The organism is Thermococcus nautili, assembly GCF_000585495.1.
Classification (GTDB): domain Archaea; phylum Methanobacteriota_B; class Thermococci; order Thermococcales; family Thermococcaceae; genus Thermococcus; species Thermococcus nautili.
In genome coordinates, this window is record NZ_CP007264.1 from 697,363 (window position 1) to 718,978 (window position 21,616).

The following is a 21,616-nucleotide window of genomic DNA, read 5'->3' on the forward strand; positions in this document are numbered from 1 at the left end:
CCTTGCCTTCTCCAAAACTTTTATCCCGATGCACGTTTGCCCTCGAATGAACCTTTTCTGGACATCAATGTCCCCCCGCGAAAGCTTTAAATGTTGACAAACGTAAAAGGCCACGTCGAGAGGTGGTCCCGATGGCCGAAAACGCGAACACCGTTGTTGAAAAAAACGGCTACCTTGTCGTCGGAAAGGCGGAAGGAATCGTTGAGATTGACGTTGATACATTTCTCTGCAAGGGCTGTGGAATTTGTGTCGAGATGTGCCCGAGGAAGGTCTTCGAGTGGAGCAAGGAGCTGAGCGAGAAAGGTGTGCACTATCCAGTCCCTGTTCACGCGGAGAAGTGCGTCAAGTGCAAGCTCTGTGAACTGCTCTGCCCGGACTTCGCCATCGCGGTAAGGTGGTGACCATGATAATCCGCGGTGACGAGCCGGAGCAGATTAGGCTCCTCAGGAAGCTCTACAAGCCCGGCAACTACTTCATGCAGGGCAACGAGGCCGTAGCTTACGGCGCTCTGTTTGCGGGCTGTCGATTCTACGCTGGCTACCCGATAACCCCGTCGAGCGAGATAGCTGAAACCATGGCGCGCGAACTGCCGAAGCTCGGTGGCTACTACCTCCAGATGGAGGACGAAATTGGAAGCATAGCGGCGATGATAGGCGCCTCCTGGACGGGCTTCAAGGTCATGACGGCAACGGCCGGTCCGGGCTTCTCGCTGATGCAGGAAAACCTTGGCTACGCCGTAATGACCGAGACTCCGCTCGTTCTGGTCGACGTCCAGAGGAGCGGGCCTTCAACCGGCCAGGCCACGAAGGGAGCACAGGGAGACTTCTTCCAGGCCAGATGGGGAACGCACGGCGACCACCCGATTGTTGCCGTCTCTCCAACGAGCGGGCAAGACGCTTTCTGGGAAATCATCAGGGCTTTCAACATCGCCGAGAGGCTCAGAACTCCGGTGGTGTTCCTCTTCGACGGTGTTCTCGCCCACACTCGCGAGCTGGTGAAGATTCCGAGTGTGGACGAGGTGGAGATAACCTACCGTAAGCTTCCCCAGAACGAGGAGGAAGCCAAGCTTCCCTTCGGCGACCCGCACGGAGACGGCGTTCCGCCGATGCCCCTCTTCGGCCACGGCTACTTCACCCACGTGACAGGCTCGACCCACAAGGAGAACGGCCTGCGCGATGTTTACACGCCGGAAGTCCACGACAGGCTCGTCAGGAGAATCCACCGGAAGATAGAGAAGAATAGGCACGTCTACGAGAAGTACGAGGAGCACTTTACCGATGATGCCGAAATACTCGTCGTCAGCTGGGGTGTTACGGCGAGACCTGCCCTCGGAGCCGTTCTAAAGGCGAGGGAAGAGGGAATAAAGGTCGGCCTCTTCGTGCCGAAGACTGTTCACCCGTTCCCTGGAGAGAGAATGAGGGAGCTCGGAAAGCGCGTTAGGGCAATACTCGTCCCGGAGATGAACCTCGGCCAGATGATTCTTGAAGTTCAGCGCTACGTCAACGACGACGTTCTGCTCAAGGGCGTTAACAAGATTGGTGGCGTTCCCCTGACCGTTGAGGAAATCCTGCGCGAGATAAGGGGTGTTGCCTGATGCCCGAGATTTATTCCAAGTACCCGATGGTTAAGTACCTCCGCAAGGAGGCCCTGCCAACCGCTCTATGTCCCGGCTGTGGCGGTGGAACTGTGCTGAACGCCTTCGCCAACGCGGTTGACCAGCTCAAGCTCGACCCGAGGGACCTAGTGGTCGTGAGTGGAATAGGCTGTTCCGCGTGGATAGCCTCCCCCTACTTCCTCGCGGATACACTTCACACAACGCACGGAAGGGCGATAGCCTTCGCGACGGGAGTTAAGGTCGGTTTGCCGGACAAGAAGGTCGTCGTCATAAGCGGTGACGGCGATTTGGCGAGCATCGGTGGAAACCACCTGCTCCACGCCGCGAGGAGGAACATCGATATAACGGTGATTCTCGTCAACAACTTCATCTACGGAATGACCGGCGGGCAGGTCGCCCCGACGACGCCCTTCGGGGCAAAAACGACGACGACCCCCTACAGGAACATCGAGCATCCGCTCCAGATTTCCGAGACGATAGCAGCCGCTGGGGCGAGCTATGTAGCCAGATGGACAACAGCCCACGTTTACCAGCTCATCGAGAGCATCAAGAAGGCCCTAACCGTTAAGGGCTTCTCCCTCGTCGAGGTCATCTCGCAGTGTCCCGTCCAGTTCGGAAGGAGGAACAGGATGAAAGAACCCGCGGAGATGCTCCGCTGGTTCCTGAAGAACAGCGTCCCGATAAGCAAGGCGAAGAAGATGTCGCCGGAGGAGCTTGAGGGCAAGTTCGTCATCGGCGAGTTCGTCAACAGGCAGAGGCCGGAGTTCACGGAGGAGCTCAACAAGCTGATTGACGAGGTCCAGGAGCACTTTGGCCTTAAGGGTGGAGATGATGTTTGAGACTGTTGGGAAGAAAGTGAAGGAAGCCTTTGGGGACAGGGTGGAGGAGGTTATAGTCTTCGGCTCCCGGGCGAGGGGTGACGCTAAACCCGAGAGCGACCTCGACGTCCTCGTGGTGCTCGATAAGATAGAGCCTGAGGACTGGGACAGGGCAGGAGAGCTCAGCGCCGAACTAACGCTTGAGTTGGGGATTTCGGTCATGATTGTCCTTCACACGAGGAGGGACAGCCTCTACGAGACCGCCGCAAGGGAGGGCATAGCGGTATGAACGAGGAAATCGGGGCACTCATCAGGAGGGCGGAGGAGAGGCTCAAAGCTTCCTGGGAGCTTTACTCTAAAGGTTACTACGGCTTCGCAATCTCAAGCGCGTACTACTCGATGTTCTACTGCGCCAGGGCGCTTCTGCTCTCGAAGGGAGTCAATCCCAAGAGCCACGCGGGAGTTCATGCCCAGCTCGGAAAGGAGTTCGTGAAGACTGGGATGCTTCCGGCTAAGCTCTACACAGCGTATTCAAAGGCCCTGAACATGAGGCATACGGCCGATTATGACGTTTTCGTTGAATACACCGAGGGAGACGCCCGGGTCGTTTTGAAAGGTGCGGAGGAGTTTTTGAAGTTCACGAAGGAGTATCTGGGGGTGTAAACATGCAGATTAGACTCGCCGGAATCGGCGGTCAGGGAGTCGTTTTGGCTGGAGTGATACTCGGCGAGGCCGCCGCGATTGAGGGTTTGAACGTCCTTCAGACGCAGGACTACAGCTCCGCGAGCAGGGGCGGCCATTCCATAGCGGACGTCATAATCTCAAAGGAGCCTATTTACGACGTAATGGTCACTAGGGCGGACGTTCTGGTAGCCCTCGCCCAGCTCGGCTACGACACGGTTAAAGACTCGCTGAAGGAGGACGGGCTTTTAATCATCGAAACGGATTTGGTCAGGCCCGATAGGGACTACGTTGGCGCGCCCTTCACCAGAATCGCCGAAGAGACGACTGGGCTCGCCCTGACGGTCAACATGGTTGCGCTCGGCTACCTTGTTGCGAAAACCAATGTTGTGAAGAAGGAGAGCGTTGAGGAAGCGATTAGAAGGCGCGTTCCGAAGGGAACCGAGGAGATAAACATCAAGGCCTTCAGGGCCGGTTATGAGGAGGGATTGAAATGAGGTACCCGTTTCCGGTCGGCAGGTCGGACTTCATCCAGGGCGATGAGGCCATTGCGAGAGCGGCAATTTTAGCGGGTTGCAGGTTCTACGCCGGCTACCCGATAACCCCCGCGAGCGAGATATTCGAGGCGATGGCCCTCTACATGCCCCTCGTCGATGGAGTTAGCATTCAGATGGAGGACGAGATAGCGAGCATAGCGGCGATAATAGGCGCCTCCTGGGCGGGAGCGAAGGCGATGACGGCAACGAGCGGTCCCGGCTTCTCGCTGATGCAGGAAAACCTTGGCTATGCCGTGATGACTGAAACGCCGATTGTTGTCGTTGACGTCCAGCGCGGAGGACCTTCAACGGGTCAGCCAACTTTGCCGGCTCAGGGCGACATAATGCAGTCCATCTGGGGAACGCACGGCGACCACATGCTGATAGTTCTCTCCCCGTCAACCGTTCAGGAAGCCTTTGACTTCACGATTAGGGCCTTCAACCTCGCCGAGAAGTACAGGACGCCGGTCGTTCTGCTCACCGATGCGGAGATAGCCCACATGCGCGAGCGCGTTTACATTCCGAAGCCGGAGGAGATTGAGCTCGTTGAGAGAAAGCTTCCCCAGAACGAGGAGGAAGCGAAACTCCCCTTCGGCGACCCGCACGGAGATGGCGTCCCACCGATGCCGATTTTCGGGAAGGGTTACAGAACCTACGTTACGGGTCTCACGCACGACGAGCGCGGAAGGCCGAGGACGGTTGAGGCAGAAATCCACGAGAGGCTCATAAAGAGGATTTTCAGGAAGATACTCGACCACAAGGACGAGATAATCAGCATGGAGGAGTTCATGCTCGACGATGCCGAGGTTGCAATAGTCACGACCGGAATAGTTTCGCGCTCCGCAGTGAGGGCAGTTAAGATACTCCGCGAGAAGGGAGTCAAGGCCGGCCTGCTGAAGCTCAACACGATATGGCCCTTCGACTTCGACTACATCGAGGAGCTGGCAGAGCGCGTGCGGAAGATATACGTGCCTGAGATGAACCTCGGACAGCTCTACCACCTCGTCAAGGAAGGCGCCAACGGAAAGGCGGAGGTCGAGCTCATAGCCAAGATAGGCGGTGAGGTGCACACGCCGATGGAGATAGTCGAAAGGGTGGTGGGATGATGTACCTGAAGTCCGCTTACGAAATCCGCGACAAGTACCTGAGAAAGGACATGTTGCCCACTATCTTCTGTCCGGGCTGTGGAATCGGTAGCGTTCTCCAGTTCACACTAAGGGCCATAGACGACCTCGGCCTCAACCAGGACGAGATAGTCTGGGTGAGCGGAATAGGCTGTTCCTCCCGCGTTCCCGGATTTGTGAACTTCGACGGCCTTCACACAACGCATGGAAGGGCTCTGGCCTTCGCCACGGGCATAAAGCTCGCCAACCCCGATTTGAAGATAATCGCCTTCATGGGCGATGGCGACGCGGCCGCTATAGGCGGAAACCACTTCATCCACGCCATCAGGAGGAACCTTGACGTCACGGTAATCCTCATCAACAACTTCACCTACGGAATGACCGGCGGACAGGTAGCCCCGACCGCTCTAAAGGGCCTGCGCGGGACTACAGCGCCGTACGGCCAGTTCGAGAACCCCTTCGACATAGCCAACCTGGCGGTTTCTGCCGGAGCCAACTACGTGGCAAGGTGGACGGTCTTCAACTACCTCCAGGGAATCAACAGCATAAAGAAGGCCCTGCAGAAGGAGGGCTTCACCCTGGTCGAGTTCTTAAGCCCGTGTCCGATAAGCTTCGGAAGGAGAAACAGGATGAAGACGGCCCCGGAGCTAATCCGCTGGTACCAGAAGATAACCGTCCCGCTCGCCAAAGCTAAGAAGATGAGCGAGGAGGAGCTTGAGGGCAAGATAGTAATCGGCGAGTTCGCGGACAGGGACAGGCCCGGCCTTGTGAGGGAGTATCAGGAGTACATAAAGAGGGCCAAGAAAATGATGGGGTGGGAGCAATGAGGAAGGAGGTACTCTTCAGCGGGTTCGGCGGCCAGGGTGTCATTCTGGCGAGCGTTATCCTTGGAAGGGCCGCCGCTGTCTACGAGAACCTCTACGCGGTCCAGACCCAGAGCTACGGACCGGAGTCGAGGGGCGGTGCGAGCAGGGCCGAAGTGGTTATAAGCGACGAGCCGATTGACTACCCCAAGACACTCCACCCCGACTACGCCGTCTTCTTCTCGCAGGAGGCCTACAGCAAGTACCTCCACACCGTGAAGGAAGGCGCCACTGTAATAGTCGAGAAGGACCTCGTTCCCCACCGCGACGAGGAGTTCGAGAAGAAGCTCAACGTCATCGCTTTGCCCCTGACCGAGATAGCCGAAGAGACAACCGGATTAAGCCTGACGATGAACATTCTAACCCTCGGCATACTCGTCGGCGTGACAGGGATAGTGAGCAGGGAAGCGATAGAGAAGGCCGTCCGCGACGCCGTTCCGCGGGGAACCGAGGAAATAAACGTCAAGGCCCTCAAGAAGGGCTTTGAGATAGCAAAAGAGCTCAAGTCCTGAGCTTGGAGAGCTTCTCCATTATCTCCTTTTCCTTCTCCCTGAGCCTTTCGATTTCCCTCTTGTAGGCAAGGCGCATTCTCTCGATGTGCTCGATTGCCTTGTCCTTCGTTACCTCAACGAGCAGGTCTGCGAAGGAGCGGTATATCTTCCTCTCGGCCTTGGTTGCCGTTATGATTCCCTCGGCGTATTCAAGTTCCTTCATCTTGAGCTCTATCGCCTTCCTGAGCTCCCTAACCTGTCTGAGCTCAAGTTCGAGCTCGTAAGCCTTCACTGCCTCCACGCTCTCACCCCCTAAAAAAGAATGGCCGAGGAGGGGTCACTCCTTCTTGGGGCTCATCTCCTGGAGCTCCTTGAGGAGCTCGTTGACCTTCCTGGTGTCCTCCTCAATCTTCCTCAGCAGGGCCAGGCGGAGGTTCATAAGGGCGTTAATCCTCTTCTCGATGTTCTCTCTGGCCTCATCGATTGTGGCCCCGACGAGGATTCCGGCTCCAACATCCATGATAACGTCGTCGGGGTCTTCAATCTTGCCCTTTATCGCTATGCCGCTCCCGAGCGGGATGTAGATTGCCTTGCCCTTGCCCTTCTCCTTGATGTAGGCGAGGGTAGCGTCAACCGTTCTGAGGTCGGCGATGGTGGCGTCTATCGCTCCAACCTGACTCCTGAGGTACTCGATTTCACCGAGGTAGCTCCTAATCTCGTCCTGAATCCCCTCAAGGGTCCTGACCTTCTTCTCCTCGGCCATTCCCACCACCCCCTTCCCTTTTTCGCTCCCATATTTTAGTTACCTTTTGTATTTAAAAGTTTTTCGCCTCACAAGGCTTATTAAGGGACAAGAACAACCGTAGGACATGATAATCAACGAGACGAAGGGCAGGGTCTGGCATGGGCGCGTGGAGCTCGCGGATACCTTCTTCAAGCGCTTTAGAGGGTTAATGCTCGTGGGTAACGTGAGCTATGCCCTCGTTTTCGTCCTCCCGGTTGAAAGCCGGCTCAACGCTTCAATCCACATGCTCTTCATGCTGAGCGACATCGAGGTAATCTGGCTCGACTCGACGAAGAGGGTGGTTGACTTCAAGAGGGCAAAGAAGTGGCGCGTTTACGCTCCAAAGAAACCGGCCAAGTACATCATAGAGGGGCCCGTCGGCCTCATCGGGTCCCTTGAGGTGGAAGAAGGGGATTTGATAAGCTGGCAGGTCAGCGAGGAAAAGGGGAAGAGCGTTCCCGTCAGGGTCTCGCTCCCTGGAAGGGTCTCCTTTGACAAGGCCAACGGCTTCGCTATGGCGGAGAGCGTTAAGGAATTGAAAGCCGAGAAGAACTAACCCTGCGTAGTGAGTTTTTGCCAGAAATCTTCTGGAAAGAGCTCAATGATATCCTTCACGGCTCCAAAGTCTTCATCGAGAGTGGCAAGCTTGTCGCAGTTGTACTCGAGGGCAGTTGCTAAGATTCGAGCATCATGTGGAAGAAGAGAGTAATCGTGGATAAGGGTCGCAATTGTCAGCCAATCTCTGGAGTCAGAAACGAGTAAAATTTTCTTTGCATCGAGGAGTGCTAGAATATCCGAGATAACTTCAGAGGCGCGCTTTCTAAACTCAGAATTGCTTCTGAGAAGCTCTTTAACCTTCCAAATTGACCTTGCACCATACTCTTTCTCCCCAAGCTTTCGGATAAGCGCATAGAACAACTCATCAACGACGGTATCTGATGTTACTTTCCCTTCACGAGATTCAATGACCTCAACGGCATATTCGGTCAGACTGGTCTCGACAAGATAGTTGTATAGAACGCTTGTATCCACGAAAATCACTGCTCGTACACCTCGAGCCTGTACTGTTTGAACTCTTTAGCGTTTCCCTTTCCAAACATTCCCGGTCGGATTTCCTTCTTTTTCAGTTCAATGAGCAGTCTAAGCTCGAAGGATTCTTTGGAAAGATGAGAATACAGCCGTAACATCTTCTCAGAGGCAACCTCAGACATTTTATTCACCATTTCACCTTATCAAGACTACAAGATAAAAACATTTTCTCAGAACTCCAGTTCGACCCCGTTCTCGTCGCCCTCCCAGAGGGTCAGCCTCTTCAGAGAAACGCCCTCGGGGAGCTTCGCATTAACCTGCCCCGCAATCCAGAGCGCGATGTTCTCTGTCGTCGGGTTCTCAAAGAGGGAGTTGAGGTTCCTGTGGTCGAGTCTTCCAATGATTTCCTCCACGATGCGCCTCAGTTCGAGGAAGTCAATCACGTAGCCGTTTCTGAGGGGCCCCTCAACGGCAATCTCAAGCCGGAAAGTGTGCCCGTGAATCTCCTCCGGCTTTCCGTTGATGAGAACCGCGTGAGCGGATTCAAACCTGAAGCGTTCAACTACCCTGGCCTTCATTCAAACCACCGGGATAAGAAAACCCCCACCGCTGATAAGGGTTTCCCAGGTGGCAGTTATTTCGATTCTTTGAGTCTTATTGCAACTCATTTGGATAGTGAAAAGGCTCCATGAGCTGTTGTGCTTTCAATTCTCTTCGAGTCTTATTGCAACCTGTCCACAAGGGACGCCTTATCCAGCTCTATGTTCCTTTCAATTCTCCTCGAGTCTTATTGCAACATTACCGCCGAGGAAGCCTACAACCTCGTCCTCCAGTCTTTCAATTCTCCTCGAGTCTTATTGCAACTGAGCTTCGCAACGAAGGTTTCGTTACCGTGCTCCTTCTTTCAATTCTCCTCGAGTCTTATTGCAACTCGCGGGTCCTCCTTCTTTGCCTTCTTCCGTTTCTGCTTTCAATTCTCCTCGAGTCTTATTGCAACTCGTTGGCAAGCGGAAGAACAAAGCAGGCTTGTGGTCTTTCAATTCTCCTCGAGTCTTATTGCAACGAACATGGGAGAGTTTTTCCAGCTCGGGCTTTTCTTCCCTTTCAATTCTCCTCGAGTCTTATTGCAACCGAGGCGTGCGGCACGGGAGCGGTAGCGGTAACCCCAGCTTTCAATTCTCCTCGAGTCTTATTGCAACTTCCTCCTTCTGCAGGCCGATACCGCACCCCTTATCCTTTCAATTCTCCTCGAGTCTTATTGCAACACGCTCGAACAGCACATAAAAGCGATAGCTGACGCCTTTCAATTCTCCTCGAGTCTTATTGCAACGTTGGTCGGGGGTTCAAATCCCCTCCCCGGCTCCAGCTTTCAATTCTCCTCGAGTCTTATTGCAACGACAGAACCGTCCTTTTCGACTGAAATCACGTTATCGCTTTCAATTCTCCTCGAGTCTTATTGCAACCTTTCATTCCGGTCCTTGCACGAGCTTACAACGAACCTTTCAATTCTCCTCGAGTCTTATTGCAACGAGCACCGTGCTTTACGGGGGGGACGCCGTATGAGGACTTTCAATTCTCCTCGAGTCTTATTGCAACCGTCTCAGCCTTCAACTCCTGAATTAAACTCGCGATACTTTCAATTCTCCTCGAGTCTTATTGCAACAAAAGCGGGATTGGGGGCACACATTACGCGAAAATCGCTTTCAATTCTCCTCGAGTCTTATTGCAACATGACCGAAGGTAAGATAGATTACGACGCTCAGATTTCTTTCAATTCTCCTCGAGTCTTATTGCAACAGTATATTTCGCGTTTGAAGGCCGAAGCGGCTGAGGACTTTCAATTCTCCTCGAGTCTTATTGCAACCTCCGCTCCAGGTCGGCAGAGCGTTGATGCCGTCCACTTTCAATTCTCCTCGAGTCTTATTGCAACTAAACTAAGTAGCCCCCCACAAACAGGGCAACTACCCTTTCAATTCTCCTCGAGTCTTATTGCAACGAACTCTGACCATGTTGCCGCTGATGTCATAGACTTCTCTTTCAATTCTCCTCGAGTCTTATTGCAACCTTCTCCTTCTTATAACTCTCCTCCAGGCCCACCTTATCTTTCAATTCTCCTCGAGTCTTATTGCAACTTTTCTTTCCTTTGGAGAGCTCACGGATTGGGTACCCTTTCAATTCTCCTCGAGTCTTATTGCAACCGAGCTAAAGCGCGAACTCTACGAAACAATACTCAAATCTTTCAATTCTCCTCGAGTCTTATTGCAACATTACCGCCGAGGAAGCCTACAACCTCGTCCTCCAGTCTTTCAATTCTCCTCGAGTCTTATTGCAACTCCTTGCGGTTGAGCTCCTCGACAGGCTGAAAGAAATCTTTCAATTCTCCTCGAGTCTTATTGCAACGAAATTCAGAGAGATAGAAAAAGCCGCATGGCAACACTTTCAATTCTCCTCGAGTCTTATTGCAACCCAGGTGGTGGCCTATGAGTTAGTGAAGACTCTCACCTTTCAATTCTCCTCGAGTCTTATTGCAACCTGAAGGAGGAAGAGCGGAAGGCCTTGCACACGGCGACTTTCAATTCTCCTCGAGTCTTATTGCAACTATGCCTTTAACTCTGGAGTCTCATTTAAGGACGTTCCTTTCAATTCTCCTCGAGTCTTATTGCAACGCCCACCTTCCAGCTCGGGAGCGTAACCTTAAACGGCTTTCAATTCTCCTCGAGTCTTATTGCAACTTACCAACACCCTCCGCCTGCTCCTCAAGCGCCTTCGCTTTCAATTCTCCTCGAGTCTTATTGCAACTCAAGCGCTGGAGGGTGTGATATGGCTGAGAACGCGTCTTTCAATTCTCCTCGAGTCTTATTGCAACACTCTCCTCGACATCATTAGACTGCTCAATAAAGTCACTTTCAATTCTCCTCGAGTCTTATTGCAACTTCCCCCGAAATCCCCCGGTGAAATTTGGTGAAATCCTTTCAATTCTCCTCGAGTCTTATTGCAACTACCTCGAAACTCAAGCAGGGGATTCTGAAAAAGTACTTTCAATTCTCCTCGAGTCTTATTGCAACATGGCTAAGCCAAAGTATGTGTATCGGTTTAAGTTTGCTTTCAATTCTCCTCGAGTCTTATTGCAACTTCAGCACGTAGCGATTAAGCGCGTTGAGCTTTACGACTTTCAATTCTCCTCGAGTCTTATTGCAACACACGAGGGTGAGGGTGAACGGCTACGAGGTTCTAAGCTTTCAATTCTCCTCGAGTCTTATTGCAACCTTCAGCGCGCTTTTTCAGCCTATCAAAACTTTCTGACTTTCAATTCTCCTCGAGTCTTATTGCAACTGAGCTTTTTTCGTGGCTAAAGGGCTGGATTTTCAAGCTTTCAATTCTCCTCGAGTCTTATTGCAACACAGGTTAAGCCACAGGCGAGAACATCAGGAAAGGAACTTTCAATTCTCCTCGAGTCTTATTGCAACAGGGCGCGAAACTCGTCCTTTTGCCCAACGAAGAAAGAAGGATTACCGGATATTTAAGACTTTCTGGGGATTTCCCAAAAAAGAGCCACCTGGGCCCATGAATTAAGACTCCCGAAGGAAAATAGGAGCGTGTAGAGGTTCAACGGGCACTCAAAAACTTCTCCTCCATCGGGGATAATTAGTTTTCAGAGCCAGGATAAGCCAACAAATTTAAGACAAACCCCACTAAGAAGGTTAAACTCAGAAAGGCATGATTTCGCTAGGTTTTGGTTAAATCCATAGGCTCCCCGGGCTTTGTTCAGCATTTCGAAGAAAATTTGTTACATTAAATAGCATAAAGTATTACAAGAGGCAACACCAATGAAAAAGCAAAAATCAATTCCCAAACTCCACAGGACAGATTAAAACTGAAATGGGAGCAAGACATGCCTACACTTCAAAAACCCACGCACTTCAGCGTGATAACACATCAAAGCCAAGCTCCCTGAGCTTCCATATTATCTCCATCGGGAAGCCGACGACGTTGTAGTAGTCCCCTTTAATCCACTCGACAAAGAGGCCCGCTTTTCCCTGGATTCCATAGGCTCCGGCCTTGTCCATCGACTCGCCCGTTCTTATGTAGGCCCAGATTAGCTCGTCGTCAAGGTTTCTGAACTTGACTTCCGTCGTCACGGAACCGCTTATCTCTCTCCCCTCGTGGATTATGCAGTAGCCGGTCGTGACGTGGTGGATTCTTCCGCTGAGGGACTTTAACATCTCGTAAGCTTCATTCTCGTCCCCTGGCTTTCCAAGGATTTTTCCGTCGATGCTGACGACTGTGTCAGCCCCGATGACCGTTCCGCCGACGCGCGAATAAACTTCCCGCGCCTTCAGCCTTGCAAGCTCGACGGCGCACTCCTCTGGAACAGTGCTGGAACACTTCTCCTCGGCGTTGCTCGGGATTACGTGAAAGTCAGCGATGAAGCGCGACAGTATCTCCCGTCTCCTCGGTGAAGCCGACGCCAGAACGAGCATTCACTCACCCCCAAACGTTAAAAGGAAAGCGCCCAAGTTGAACGGGCGATGACGACAATTTCGCTAGCTGAACCGTGATGAGTACCCTCGCAACCGAGCCTAATCGAGGCACTCCTCTATTGCCTTCACTATGCACTCGACGTCCCTCTCGAACTCGAGGACCGAACAGCGGTTTCCGTCCACCGGCGGGCAGTTCTCGGCTATTCTCCTCAGCTTGACGTGGACGATGCCCTTCCTGCCGTCCTTTTCGAGTGTGTACTTCCTGTAGAGAACATCGCAGTCCTCGCCCTCAAGCTCCTCGACGCTCGCGTTGAAGTTTGCCTTTATGACCCTGTCAACGCCGTTCACTATCTCCATCGCTATGTCGTAGCTCCTGTCCCCGATGACCATCGGAGGGCAGATGTGCTCCATGTTGTGCTTGTCGAACTTGTGGAAGCTCTCCGGAATGATAACGACGTCGTACTTCATGGACACCACCAAAAAGAATTGGAAGGGGCATTAAAAAAGCTTTGGACTTCAGGTGCTGGCCCAGATTGGTATGCCAGCCTGGATGAGCCTCTTGAGTTCCTTGCCTATCGGCGTGCTCTTGCTCACCTTGACGAGGCCTTTCTTGCTCGGCGTCGCGGTGAAGACGTACTGCTCACCACCGTAGAACTTGAGCGGTTTCTTCGCGTAGTCGGGCGAGACGCGAAGGACAATCGTTTTCTTCTTCTCCTCGACCTCAACGGGTATCTTCTCCTTGGGCTTTTCAGCCTCGCGCTCGGCGAAGCTCTTGACGTCTATGCTTATGCCTATCTTCTTCTCCAGCTCGGTGATGCGCTTGCCCTTCTTGCCGATGATTGCTGGAATGTCGAACTCGTCGGCGTAAATCACGGCCTTGTGCGGGCTGACTATCTCGACCTCGGTGTAAACATCGGGCAGGAACTTCTTAATCTCCTGCTTGAGCCTCTTCTCGGCGAGCCTCAGTGCCGGGGCCTTCTCCTCCTTCTTGACCGGAACGACGCTTATCTCCTCGCCGTAGGTGTAGATTTCGTACTCAAGCTCGCCCGTCTCGAAGTCCCTGACCTCTATCACCGGCCTCGCGAGGTCCTCCTCCTTCATTCCGCTCGGCACCTTGACGAGATATTCAAGCGTCAGAACCTTCGCAACCCTGCCGGCCTTGATGAATATCACGGTGTCGACTATCTGCGGTATCATTCCGAGCTCGACCCTTCCGATGAAGCGCTGTATCGCGTCTATCGGCTTCGTCGCGTGAACCACCCCAACCATTCCGACGCCCGCGAGCCTCAAGTCGGAGTAAATCTTGAAGTCGCTAGTCTTCCTCATCTCGTCGAATATCGTGTAATCGGGCCTGACGAGAAGTAGTATGTCGCCGGTGAGTTCCATCTTGCCGTTTAGAGCGGTGTACTGCGTTATTTCCTCGTTCACCTGCAGGTCCCTTGGCTTCTCCATCGTCTTCACTATCTTGCCCATGCTCGCGTACCACTCAGCTAAAGCCTGGGCAAAGGTCGTCTTTCCCTCACCGGGAGCACCGGCTATGAGTATTCCCTCGGCCTTGTCCTTGAGCCTTTCGAGGAGCTTCTCGCTCAGCTCGTAGTCATCTATGCTGAGTTTTTTAACCGGCCTGACGGCGGTAATCTCTATCCTGTCGGCGAAGGGTGGCCTGGCTATGACGATACGGTAGTTCCTGAGCTGGACGACGGTAGCTCCGGGCTCGTCGAGCTCTATGAAGCTGTCGGGCTCGCGCTTGGCCCTCTCCACTATGTCGTCAGCTATCTCCTCCAGCTCCTCGTCGCTTAGCGGTTCGTCGCGGATTGGGACGAGCCTCCACTCGCCGGGCTTCCCCTTCTTGGCGAGGGGCTTAACTCCGGCCTTGAGGTGGACGCTCATCGTCGTCTCGTCGAAGAAGTCCTCGAGGCGGTGCCTTACCTCTTTCTTGGCGGTCAGGTAAATCACGTCGATGCCCTTGGCTACCGCTATGTCCCTCTGCACCTGGTCGCCGGTGATTAGCGTTGCGTTGAGCTGTTTTGCCGTCTCGCGGACCATGTGGTCTATCTCGCCGGCCTTGGCCCGTCTAATCTGCCAGAGCTCCGGCCTCTCGCCGTAGAACTCGAGGAGAATCTCTCCCCTGTCGGCCATGTCGCGGAGCTTTTTGAGCTCCTCAAGGCCCGTATGGCCTATCGCCTTCCCCTCGTTGGCCTGGTGTTCTATCTCGGCTATGACCGCTTCCGGAACGACAACCTTGACCTTCTCGTCGAGGGTTGAGAGGAACTGCGTTAGTCTTCCATCAACTATCACGCTCGTGTCTGGAACGAACACTCTCATCTCTCTCACCGCTCTTCGCTGAGGCTAAAGGTTCATAAAGGTTTAGGCCAACCTTAAAGGGGTGGGATGATGGGCCGATTAATCTCGATTGCGAGCGGGAAGGGTGGAACCGGGAAAACGACCACCACCGCGAACCTTTCGATAGCACTCGGCAAGATGGGCTACAAGGTTCTGGCGATTGACGCCGACCTGACGATGGCGAACCTGAGTCTCGTCATGGGAATAGACGACGCCGAGACGACGATTCATGACGTTCTGGCCGGAACGGCCCAGATTAATGATGCAATCTACGCGACGAGCTACGATAACGTTTACCTCGTTCCTGCTGCCGTTGACTGGGAACACGTCATAAGGGCCGACCCAAGGCGATTACCTGGCACGATAAAGCCCCTCAAGCCCCACTACGACTTCATCATCATTGATTGCCCCGCGGGGCTCCAGATGGACGCGATGAACGCGATGATGAGCGGGGAGGAGGTAATCCTCGTCACGAACCCGGAAATCTCGTGCATAACCGACACCATGAAGGTTGGAATCGTCCTCAAAAAGGCCGGTCTGGCCGTTCTCGGCTTCGTCCTGAACCGCTACGGCAGGAGCGACAACGACATCCCTCCAGACGTTGCAGAGGAGGTCATGGAGGTCCCGCTTTTGGTCGTCGTCCCGGAGGACCCGAAGGTCAGGGAGGCGACGCTTGAGGGAGTCCCCGTCGTCGAGTACGCCCCCGACTCCGACGGCGCAAAGGCCTTCTACGAGCTGGCCGAGACGGTCGTGAGGATAGCGGGCTTCAAGGCGAGGGTGATGGGATGATTCTGGCCTTCATAGGCACCGCGGGGAGCGGGAAGACAACCCTAACGGCCGAGTTCGGAAAGTATCTTGAGGAGAACGGCTACTCGGTCTCGTACGTCAACCTCGACACGGGCGTTAGAAAGCTCCCCTACCGGCCGGACGTCGATGTGCGCGACGACGTAACAGCGTGGGAGCTCATGGAGGAAGGTTTGGGTCCGAACGGGGCGATAGTCAGGAGCTACGACCTCCTCGTTCCGAAGGTCAATGACTACGCCGAAAGAATCAGGGAGCTCGATGGAAGAAGCGACTACGTTCTCATAGACACTCCCGGCCAGATGGAGACCTTCCTCTTCCACGAGTTCGGGGTAAAGCTGATGGAGGCCTTCCCCGACGCCCTGGGTGTATACCTCTTCTCACCGGAGATACTGAGGAAGCCGACCGACTTCTGCTTCGCACTCTTCTTCGGCCTCATGATAGACCTCAGGCTCGGAATAACGACCGTTCCGGCGCTGAGCAAAATAGACACGGCCAGCGTTGACGAGCTGAGGAAGTACCTCGACGACGTTGAGTATTTAACCGCGAGGCTCAAGCTCGAACCTTCAACCCAGGGGCTTTTGGCGTACAAGCTCTGCTCAACGCTTCCGGAGCTGGCCCCGCCGACGAGGGTTCTCTACCTCTCGGCCAAAACAAGGGAAGGCTTTGACGAACTTGAGACAGTGGCTTATGAGCATTACTGCACCTGCGGAGACCTGACGTGAACGGGCGTTCAAGGAACGCTTTTTTTCCCTGCAAACTCTCACAAGTGGGAAGGGCGAAGGCTTTTCTCCTCCCTCTCGAAGGAAGATGGGTGAGAGCATGTGCCTTATCGCCGGTGGAATCGGTGAGGTCAGGGAGAGGCTCATAAGGATGGCCTTAGCCGGAAAACACCGCGGGCCAGACAGCTTCGGCGTCTGGACGGACGGGGGAGTACTCAAGTCAAGCGACTTCTCAAGGCTGAACGAGGTTCCTGACGGAAGGATAGGCCTCCTCCAGTGCAGATTAGCTATGACAGGTTCAAAAACCTTCACACAGCCCTTCGTTAACGAGTTAGCTCTCGTTCACAACGGCGAAATCTACAATCACATCCAGATTCGGGGGTTCCTTGAGGGGAAGGGCGTTTCCTTTGAGAGCGACGTTGACACGGAGGTAATACTTCGCCTAATCGAGTTTTTGAAGGAGAAGGGTTTGAGCTTCCCCCACGCGGTTAAGGAGGCGATGCGCTGGCTTGAAGGCGACTACTCGGTGGCCTTCTCCGACGGAGAGAGGATTTACCTGTTCAGGGACCCGATGGGGATACGACCCCTTTACTTCTCACCCAACGGCTTCTTCGCCAGCGAGAAGAAGGTTCTCTGGGCGATTGGGGAGAGGGCAATTCCAGTCGAGCCCGGCGAGCTCGTCGTTCTGGGAGAAGGAATCAGGCGCGCGAGGCTGTTCTCACTGGAGTGCCTGAAGGGAAAGCCCCTTCCGGGTGAGAGTGTTCTAAAGGGACTTGAAAACGTTCTCAACTACGCGGTAAAGCTTAGAAGCGCCCAAAGGACAGGAATCCTCTTCTCCGGCGGGCTCGACAGCACGCTCATCGCTTATCTCGCGTCGAGGCACTCAGATGTCGTCCTATACACCGCCGGAACCGAGGACAGTCTGGACTTGGAGTGGGCGAGGAAAGTGGCAGATTACTTCGGCTGGGAGCTGAGGGAGAGGGTTTTTGATTTGAACGACGTGGAAGAAGCCGTCGAGAGGGTCATCTTCGCCATCGAGGAGCCGAATCCGATGAACCTCGCCATAGGGATTCCCCTTTACTTCGCCACCGGGCTTGCTAAAAGGGACGGTGTAAAGGTTCTCCTGAGCGGGCAGGGGGCGGACGAGCTCTTCGGGGGCTACGCGAAGTACATCGAGAGACCAGAGCTCATGTGGGAGGACCTGCTCAACATAGCCGAGCGGAACCTCGCGCGCGACGACAAGATAGCGATGCTCAACGAGGTCGAAGGGCGCTTCCCGTTCCTCTCGCTCCCGGTAGTCGGCATAGCCCTAAGGACCCCGGGCGAGCTCAAGATATCCGGAGGGGAGAGAAAGGTAATCCTCAGGAGGCTCGCTTCAAGGCTCGGAGTCCCGGAGTGGATAGCAAACCGGGAGAAGAAGGCCATGCAGTACGGTAGCAGGGCGCAGAAGCTCCTTGAAAAGCTCGCGAAGAAGGAAGGGCTCTCGCTGAGAGAATTTGCCGAAAGGCTCTTCCGCGAGACATTTCCAAACGCTTTTTAACCCCTTTTCCAATCCTGGCACATGAGAATCCTCATGGTCGGCCACTATCCACCGCACGGCGGGGGCGTCGCGAGGCACCTTGACAACCTCGTCCGAGAGTTGAGAAAGAGGCACGAGGTTCACGTTCTCACATACGGCCCGGTCGAGCCGAGGGACTTCGAGAAGGACTTGGTTCATCAGGTCAGGGTTCCGCCGGTTTACGGGCTGAGGGGGACGAGCTTCGCGTTTTTAGGTGCGAGGAAGATAGTGGAACTCCACCGGCGCTTCGGGTTCGATATAATTCACGCCCACTTCGTTGGAACGACCAGCTTCGCCGGAGTTCTGGCGAAGGAAAGACTAAACCTTCCGCTCGTGGTCACTGCCCACGGAAGCGATTTAGAGCACACTGCAAAGCTAACCCTCGGCCGGCTCTATGTAAGGAAGAGCCTCGAGAGGGCGGACGCCGTTATAACTGTCAGCCAATACCTCGCCAAGCTCGCCCAGAGACTTGGAGCAAAAAACGTCAGGGTAATCCCCAACGGCGTTGAAGGGCTGGAGGAAATTCCGGCGGAGAGGAGGTACATCACCTTTATCGGGGCACTCAGGGAGTACAAGTCGCCCGAAACCTTCATCGAGCTCGCGAGGCACTTTCCGGGGGAAGAGTTCCTCGTCGTTGGCGACGGCCCGCTGAGGAAGGAGCTTGAAGAGAAAGCCCCGGGCAACGTCCGCTTCCTTGGATACAGGAGGGACGTGGACAAAATTCTATCGGAGAGCAGGCTACTCGTCCTGCCATCGAGGAGGGAAGGCTTCGGTCTCGTGATTTTGGAGGCCAATTCCCTCGGTGTTCCGGCCGTTGGAAGGCGAGTGAGTGCGATTCCAGAGCTGATACGCGAGGGGAAGAACGGGCTGACCTTCGAGAGCTTTGACGAGCTCGTTGAGGCAGTGAGAACGCTCCTCGAGCCGAAGGTGAACCGGAAGGCAGGGGCAATTGGAAGGCGCGTCGCCCGGTTCTACTCAGGGAAGAAGGTCGCGATTGAGGTTGAAGCCCTTTACGAGTCCCTCACGGGATAGGTTTTTAACGGCTTTTTTAGGGATTTCCACGGGTGAGAGCATGACGATTGTGATAAACATGCGAGACGGTCTGGACGAGAGGAAGATTAAGGTCGCTGGGAGGCTCATCATAGAGGGAAAGCTGGTCGCGTTTCCAACGGAGACGGTTTACGGACTCGGTGCAGATGCGCTGAACGAAAAGGCCGTGAGGAGGATTTTTGAAGCCAAGGGTAGGCCAGCGGATAACCCGCTCATAGTCCACATAGCGGAGTTTGACGACCTTAAGAAGCTCGCGAGGGAGATTCCCAAGGAGGCCAAGCTCCTGGCGGAGAAGTTCTGGCCGGGGCCCCTAACCCTCGTCCTGCCGAAGAGGGAAGAGGTTCCGCTCGTTACAACCGGCGGACTCGACACCGTTGCCGTGAGAATGCCGGCCCACCCGATAGCGCTCGCACTGATAAGGGCCAGCACGCCTATCGCGGCGCCTTCCGCCAACATAAGCGGGAAGCCGAGTCCAACCCTAGCAGAGCACGTGGTCGATGACTTCTACGGCAGGATAGAGGCGATAATCGACGGCGGGCCAACGTGGGTAGGTGTCGAGTCGACGGTGATAGACCTCAGCTCCGAGAGGCCGACGCTCCTCAGGCCCGGTGGTTTACCGCTGGAGGAGATTGAGAAGGTCATCGGCCCTGTCGAGATTCACCCGGCCGTTAAGGGGAAGGCCGTTGACCTCGCGAGGGCGCCGGGAATGAAGTACAGGCACTACTCGCCGAACGCCCCGGTTGTGGTGGTCGAGGGGCCGAGGGAGAGGGTAAGAGAGAAGATTGAGGAGCTCATTGCGGAGTACCGCTCGAAGGGCTACCGCGTGGGAGTAATGGCCACCGAGGAGTTCGAGGCCGACGAGTTCTTCCACCTCGGGGAAACCCTTGAGGACGTTGCCAAGAACCTGTTTAGGGCTCTTAGGGAGCTCGACAGGCGCGGAGTTGACGTCATAATCGCCGAGGGGGTTGAAGAGCGGGGCTTGGGCTTAGCCGTCATGAACAGGCTGAGAAAGGCTTCGGGTTACCGAATAATTCGCGCTTAGGCAACGCTTAAATATTGCTTTCGATTAAATCAACCCGATTCGAGTGGGCGGGGTGAGGACTTTGATTTCGCCGGGTATTGACTCTTCACCTGAAGAACTTGAGGAGCTCGGGTTCAAATACGTAGATGAGGGTAAAGCCAAGGAAGGGCTTAAACTAATCCTTCGGGCGGCCAAGGGGTACGAGGCGAGAGGAGATAAGGAAAACGCCGCGAGACTGTACCGTTATCTGGGTTACTTCCTTGCCAAGCGAGCTGGAATCGAGAAGGCCAGGCCTTCGCTCCTCAAGAGTGCTTACCTCTACATAGACCTCATCGAGGAAGAGATTTCAAAGCCCGAGGTTGACATAGACGTTCTCGACGATTACTGCTTCAGCGTTCTTGAGGTCTTCGCTACCCTCAACGACACCCGCTTGCTTGGCAAGTATGCACTAGAGTTTGCCAGCATCTACGAGGACCTCGGAAACTCCTACGAGGAGGCGAGCGACATACCACTCGCAATAAGGGCCTACGAGTCAGCGTTCCGCTATTACAGGCTGGCGGGCTCTGAAGAAGAGGCAAGAAAGGTCGCGGAGAAGCTTATAAGCCTCTACGGCCAGATTGCCGAGGCAAAACTCGGAGAGGGGGACGCAGGCGCGGCGGCAGATGCGTTTTACGAACTGGCGCGCTACACGAAGGTAATATTCGGCTACGACGCCCACTTTAAGGAGATGATGGACACCGCCGCGAAGAACTACGAGAGGGCCAGCAAGCTGGCGTACTCCGAAGGAGACCTTGACGGAACCACCAGTTACCTCGTTAAGGCCCAGTACGCTTACCTGCTCGCGGGCAACAGCGGAAGGGCAAAGCTGATAGGCATCAACACAATAAGGATGCTCAACCAGGTCGTCAGTGCCCACCGCGCGTCTGGAAACGATAAGATGGCATCGCACAAGCTCATGGAGGTCACCGAGGCACTGATAGGCGTTGGAAAGGTCGAGGAAGCGATGAACGCCTACAAGAGCGCCCTCGAGCTGATGAGCGGACTTCACCACAGAACCCGCGTGAGGCTCGCGGTTGCGAAGGTCTACGCCTCTCAGAAAGGCTCCGCGGAGGTTCTTGATGAAGTTGACGTGGTGGAGTTCCACCTGAAGAAGAACAATCTCCCCAAGGCCTTTGAGGTCGCTGACAAGATACTAGAAAAGAGAGACGAACTGGCGGAGATAAGAAGGAAAATACTCGAGGCAGAGGGCATCACTGAGTTCTGAGCTCGGCCCTCGGAATTGGGACGTGGTAGGGAAGGCGCATCTCCTTTGCTATTACTACCAGCATCGGAGTAAGCTCCATTGAGAGGAAGTTAACGACCTCAACGAGCAGAACGGAGTCCAGCTTCTTTTCGTCCTCCCATGCTGTAAGTATGTCATCAATCTTGTCCTTCTGGGGAGGCATGTAGAGTATTGCCCCTTTCACAGAGGCCCTGGCAATCTGAGGATTGTACTCGACCTGGAAGTCGAAAAGAACCTCGATTCCGTTCATCTTCCCGGTCGGAGTCCTTATTTCACCGAGGCGAAGTTCCTCGATTTTCGGAGAGAGCTTGACCTCAATCTGCCCTGGGGGAATGTTCGACGTCAGCTTTTCCATCTCAACCTTCGTTATGTTGTAGCCCAACACCGGCATCTTCTTTCACCATCCCGAAGTCAACA

25 protein-coding genes and 1 CRISPR repeat array are annotated in these 21,616 nt (G+C 54.5%); of the genes, 16 read left to right on the forward strand and 9 right to left on the reverse strand.

All coding sequences use genetic code 11. From position 1 onward, the window contains the following. Positions 1 to 131: 131 nt before the first annotated feature. Genes BD01_RS03800 through BD01_RS03840 form a run of 9 tightly spaced genes read left to right on the forward strand, consistent with a single transcriptional unit; the run spans position 132 to position 6,149 of the window. Entirely contained in the window at positions 132 to 401 is a 270-nt protein-coding gene (locus BD01_RS03800) for a 2-oxoglutarate ferredoxin oxidoreductase subunit delta (RefSeq protein WP_014121915.1), read from the forward strand. A 2-nt stretch (positions 402 to 403) separates the two neighbouring features. Then, positions 404 to 1,594: a 2-oxoacid:acceptor oxidoreductase subunit alpha gene (locus tag BD01_RS03805; protein WP_042690232.1), complete on the forward strand. Its 1,191-nt coding sequence runs from the start codon at positions 404 to 406 to the stop codon at positions 1,592 to 1,594. Beyond that, on the forward strand, positions 1,594 to 2,454 hold the full coding sequence (locus BD01_RS03810) for a 2-oxoacid:ferredoxin oxidoreductase subunit beta (protein ID WP_042690234.1): 861 nt from the start codon (positions 1,594 to 1,596) through the stop codon (positions 2,452 to 2,454). The genes BD01_RS03805 and BD01_RS03810 overlap by 1 nt, the downstream gene beginning before the upstream one ends. After that, complete coding sequence (locus BD01_RS03815) at positions 2,447 to 2,722, forward strand: nucleotidyltransferase family protein (protein WP_042690236.1); 276 nt, start codon at positions 2,447 to 2,449, stop codon at positions 2,720 to 2,722. The genes BD01_RS03810 and BD01_RS03815 overlap by 8 nt, the downstream gene beginning before the upstream one ends. Beyond that, complete coding sequence (locus BD01_RS03820) at positions 2,719 to 3,096, forward strand: HEPN domain-containing protein (protein ID WP_042690238.1); 378 nt, start codon at positions 2,719 to 2,721, stop codon at positions 3,094 to 3,096. Before BD01_RS03815 ends, BD01_RS03820 begins: the two co-directional genes overlap by 4 nt. Before the next feature lie 2 nt (positions 3,097 to 3,098). After that, a complete protein-coding gene (locus tag BD01_RS03825; RefSeq protein ID WP_042690241.1) occupies positions 3,099 to 3,611 on the forward strand; it encodes a 2-oxoacid:ferredoxin oxidoreductase subunit gamma in 513 nt (170 codons plus the stop codon). Next, positions 3,608 to 4,756, forward strand: coding sequence for a 2-oxoacid:acceptor oxidoreductase subunit alpha (locus BD01_RS03830; protein ID WP_042690243.1), 1,149 nt, complete (start codon positions 3,608 to 3,610; stop codon positions 4,754 to 4,756). Before BD01_RS03825 ends, BD01_RS03830 begins: the two co-directional genes overlap by 4 nt. Continuing rightward, positions 4,756 to 5,601, forward strand: a complete 846-nt coding sequence (locus BD01_RS03835; RefSeq protein ID WP_014121907.1) for a 2-oxoacid:ferredoxin oxidoreductase subunit beta — start codon at positions 4,756 to 4,758, stop codon at positions 5,599 to 5,601. Before BD01_RS03830 ends, BD01_RS03835 begins: the two co-directional genes overlap by 1 nt. Next, the gene (locus tag BD01_RS03840) at positions 5,598 to 6,149 is read left to right on the forward strand and encodes a 2-oxoacid:ferredoxin oxidoreductase subunit gamma (protein WP_042690245.1); all 552 of its coding nucleotides are present in this window, start codon (positions 5,598 to 5,600) and stop codon (positions 6,147 to 6,149) included. The genes BD01_RS03835 and BD01_RS03840 overlap by 4 nt, the downstream gene beginning before the upstream one ends. Here BD01_RS03840 and BD01_RS03845 read toward each other — a convergent pair. Both BD01_RS03845 and pfdA read right to left on the reverse strand, forming a co-directional pair. Next, positions 6,139 to 6,429: a prefoldin subunit gene (locus BD01_RS03845; RefSeq protein WP_042690248.1), complete on the reverse strand. Its 291-nt coding sequence runs from the start codon at positions 6,427 to 6,429 to the stop codon at positions 6,139 to 6,141. The genes BD01_RS03840 and BD01_RS03845 overlap by 11 nt on opposite strands. Positions 6,430 to 6,465: 36 nt before the next feature. Then, complete coding sequence (pfdA, locus tag BD01_RS03850; protein WP_042690250.1) at positions 6,466 to 6,891, reverse strand: prefoldin subunit alpha; 426 nt, start codon at positions 6,889 to 6,891, stop codon at positions 6,466 to 6,468. Between the two features lie 106 nt (positions 6,892 to 6,997). Between pfdA and BD01_RS03855 the strand changes: the two genes are divergently transcribed. Continuing rightward, positions 6,998 to 7,468 carry a DUF192 domain-containing protein gene (locus BD01_RS03855; protein WP_042690252.1) on the forward strand — a complete coding sequence of 157 codons (471 nt, stop codon included), beginning with the start codon at positions 6,998 to 7,000 and terminating at the stop codon, positions 7,466 to 7,468. Here BD01_RS03855 and BD01_RS03860 read toward each other — a convergent pair. From BD01_RS03860 to BD01_RS03880, 6 genes are all read right to left on the reverse strand, one after another. Continuing rightward, positions 7,465 to 7,953, reverse strand: coding sequence for a PIN domain-containing protein (locus BD01_RS03860; protein WP_042690255.1), 489 nt, complete (start codon positions 7,951 to 7,953; stop codon positions 7,465 to 7,467). The two genes, BD01_RS03855 and BD01_RS03860, sit on opposite strands and share 4 nt — an antisense overlap. Next, entirely contained in the window at positions 7,950 to 8,123 is a 174-nt protein-coding gene (locus BD01_RS11225; protein WP_156927379.1) for a hypothetical protein, read from the reverse strand. Before BD01_RS11225 ends, BD01_RS03860 begins: the two co-directional genes overlap by 4 nt. Positions 8,124 to 8,171: 48 nt before the next feature. Further along, on the reverse strand, positions 8,172 to 8,519 hold the full coding sequence (locus tag BD01_RS03865) for a 6-pyruvoyl trahydropterin synthase family protein (RefSeq protein ID WP_042690258.1): 348 nt from the start codon (positions 8,517 to 8,519) through the stop codon (positions 8,172 to 8,174). A 123-nt stretch (positions 8,520 to 8,642) separates the two neighbouring features. Then, positions 8,643 to 11,408: a CRISPR direct-repeat array (repeat unit 30 nt; unit sequence CTTTCAATTCTCCTCGAGTCTTATTGCAAC). Positions 11,409 to 11,861: 453 nt separating this feature from the next. Beyond that, on the reverse strand, positions 11,862 to 12,422 hold the full coding sequence (locus BD01_RS03870; protein ID WP_042690261.1) for a Maf-like protein: 561 nt from the start codon (positions 12,420 to 12,422) through the stop codon (positions 11,862 to 11,864). 99 nt (positions 12,423 to 12,521) lie between these two features. Beyond that, entirely contained in the window at positions 12,522 to 12,890 is a 369-nt protein-coding gene (locus BD01_RS03875; protein ID WP_042690263.1) for a hypothetical protein, read from the reverse strand. Positions 12,891 to 12,938: 48 nt separating this feature from the next. Further along, entirely contained in the window at positions 12,939 to 14,747 is a 1,809-nt protein-coding gene (locus BD01_RS03880) for a PINc/VapC family ATPase (protein ID WP_042690264.1), read from the reverse strand. A 69-nt stretch (positions 14,748 to 14,816) separates the two neighbouring features. Between BD01_RS03880 and minD the strand changes: the two genes are divergently transcribed. The 6 genes from minD (at position 14,817) to BD01_RS03910 (ending at position 21,181) form a co-directional block, all read left to right on the forward strand. Then, a complete protein-coding gene (minD, locus tag BD01_RS03885; RefSeq protein ID WP_042690266.1) occupies positions 14,817 to 15,554 on the forward strand; it encodes a cell division ATPase MinD in 738 nt (245 codons plus the stop codon). Next, positions 15,551 to 16,291, forward strand: coding sequence for an ATP/GTP-binding protein (locus BD01_RS03890; RefSeq protein WP_042690269.1), 741 nt, complete (start codon positions 15,551 to 15,553; stop codon positions 16,289 to 16,291). Before minD ends, BD01_RS03890 begins: the two co-directional genes overlap by 4 nt. Before the next feature lie 97 nt (positions 16,292 to 16,388). Next, positions 16,389 to 17,828, forward strand: coding sequence for a DUF7411 family protein (locus tag BD01_RS03895; RefSeq protein ID WP_042690271.1), 1,440 nt, complete (start codon positions 16,389 to 16,391; stop codon positions 17,826 to 17,828). Between the two features lie 21 nt (positions 17,829 to 17,849). Continuing rightward, positions 17,850 to 18,878 carry a glycosyltransferase family 4 protein gene (locus BD01_RS03900; protein WP_042690274.1) on the forward strand — a complete coding sequence of 343 codons (1,029 nt, stop codon included), beginning with the start codon at positions 17,850 to 17,852 and terminating at the stop codon, positions 18,876 to 18,878. Positions 18,879 to 18,918: 40 nt separating this feature from the next. Beyond that, positions 18,919 to 19,938 carry an L-threonylcarbamoyladenylate synthase gene (locus BD01_RS03905; protein WP_042690277.1) on the forward strand — a complete coding sequence of 340 codons (1,020 nt, stop codon included), beginning with the start codon at positions 18,919 to 18,921 and terminating at the stop codon, positions 19,936 to 19,938. 52 nt (positions 19,939 to 19,990) lie between these two features. Further along, entirely contained in the window at positions 19,991 to 21,181 is a 1,191-nt protein-coding gene (locus tag BD01_RS03910; RefSeq protein ID WP_042690279.1) for a hypothetical protein, read from the forward strand. On the opposite strand, the gene BD01_RS03915 is transcribed toward BD01_RS03910, so the two are convergent. Beyond that, entirely contained in the window at positions 21,168 to 21,590 is a 423-nt protein-coding gene (locus BD01_RS03915) for a hypothetical protein (protein ID WP_042690282.1), read from the reverse strand. The two genes, BD01_RS03910 and BD01_RS03915, sit on opposite strands and share 14 nt — an antisense overlap. Positions 21,591 to 21,616 lie beyond the last annotated feature (26 nt).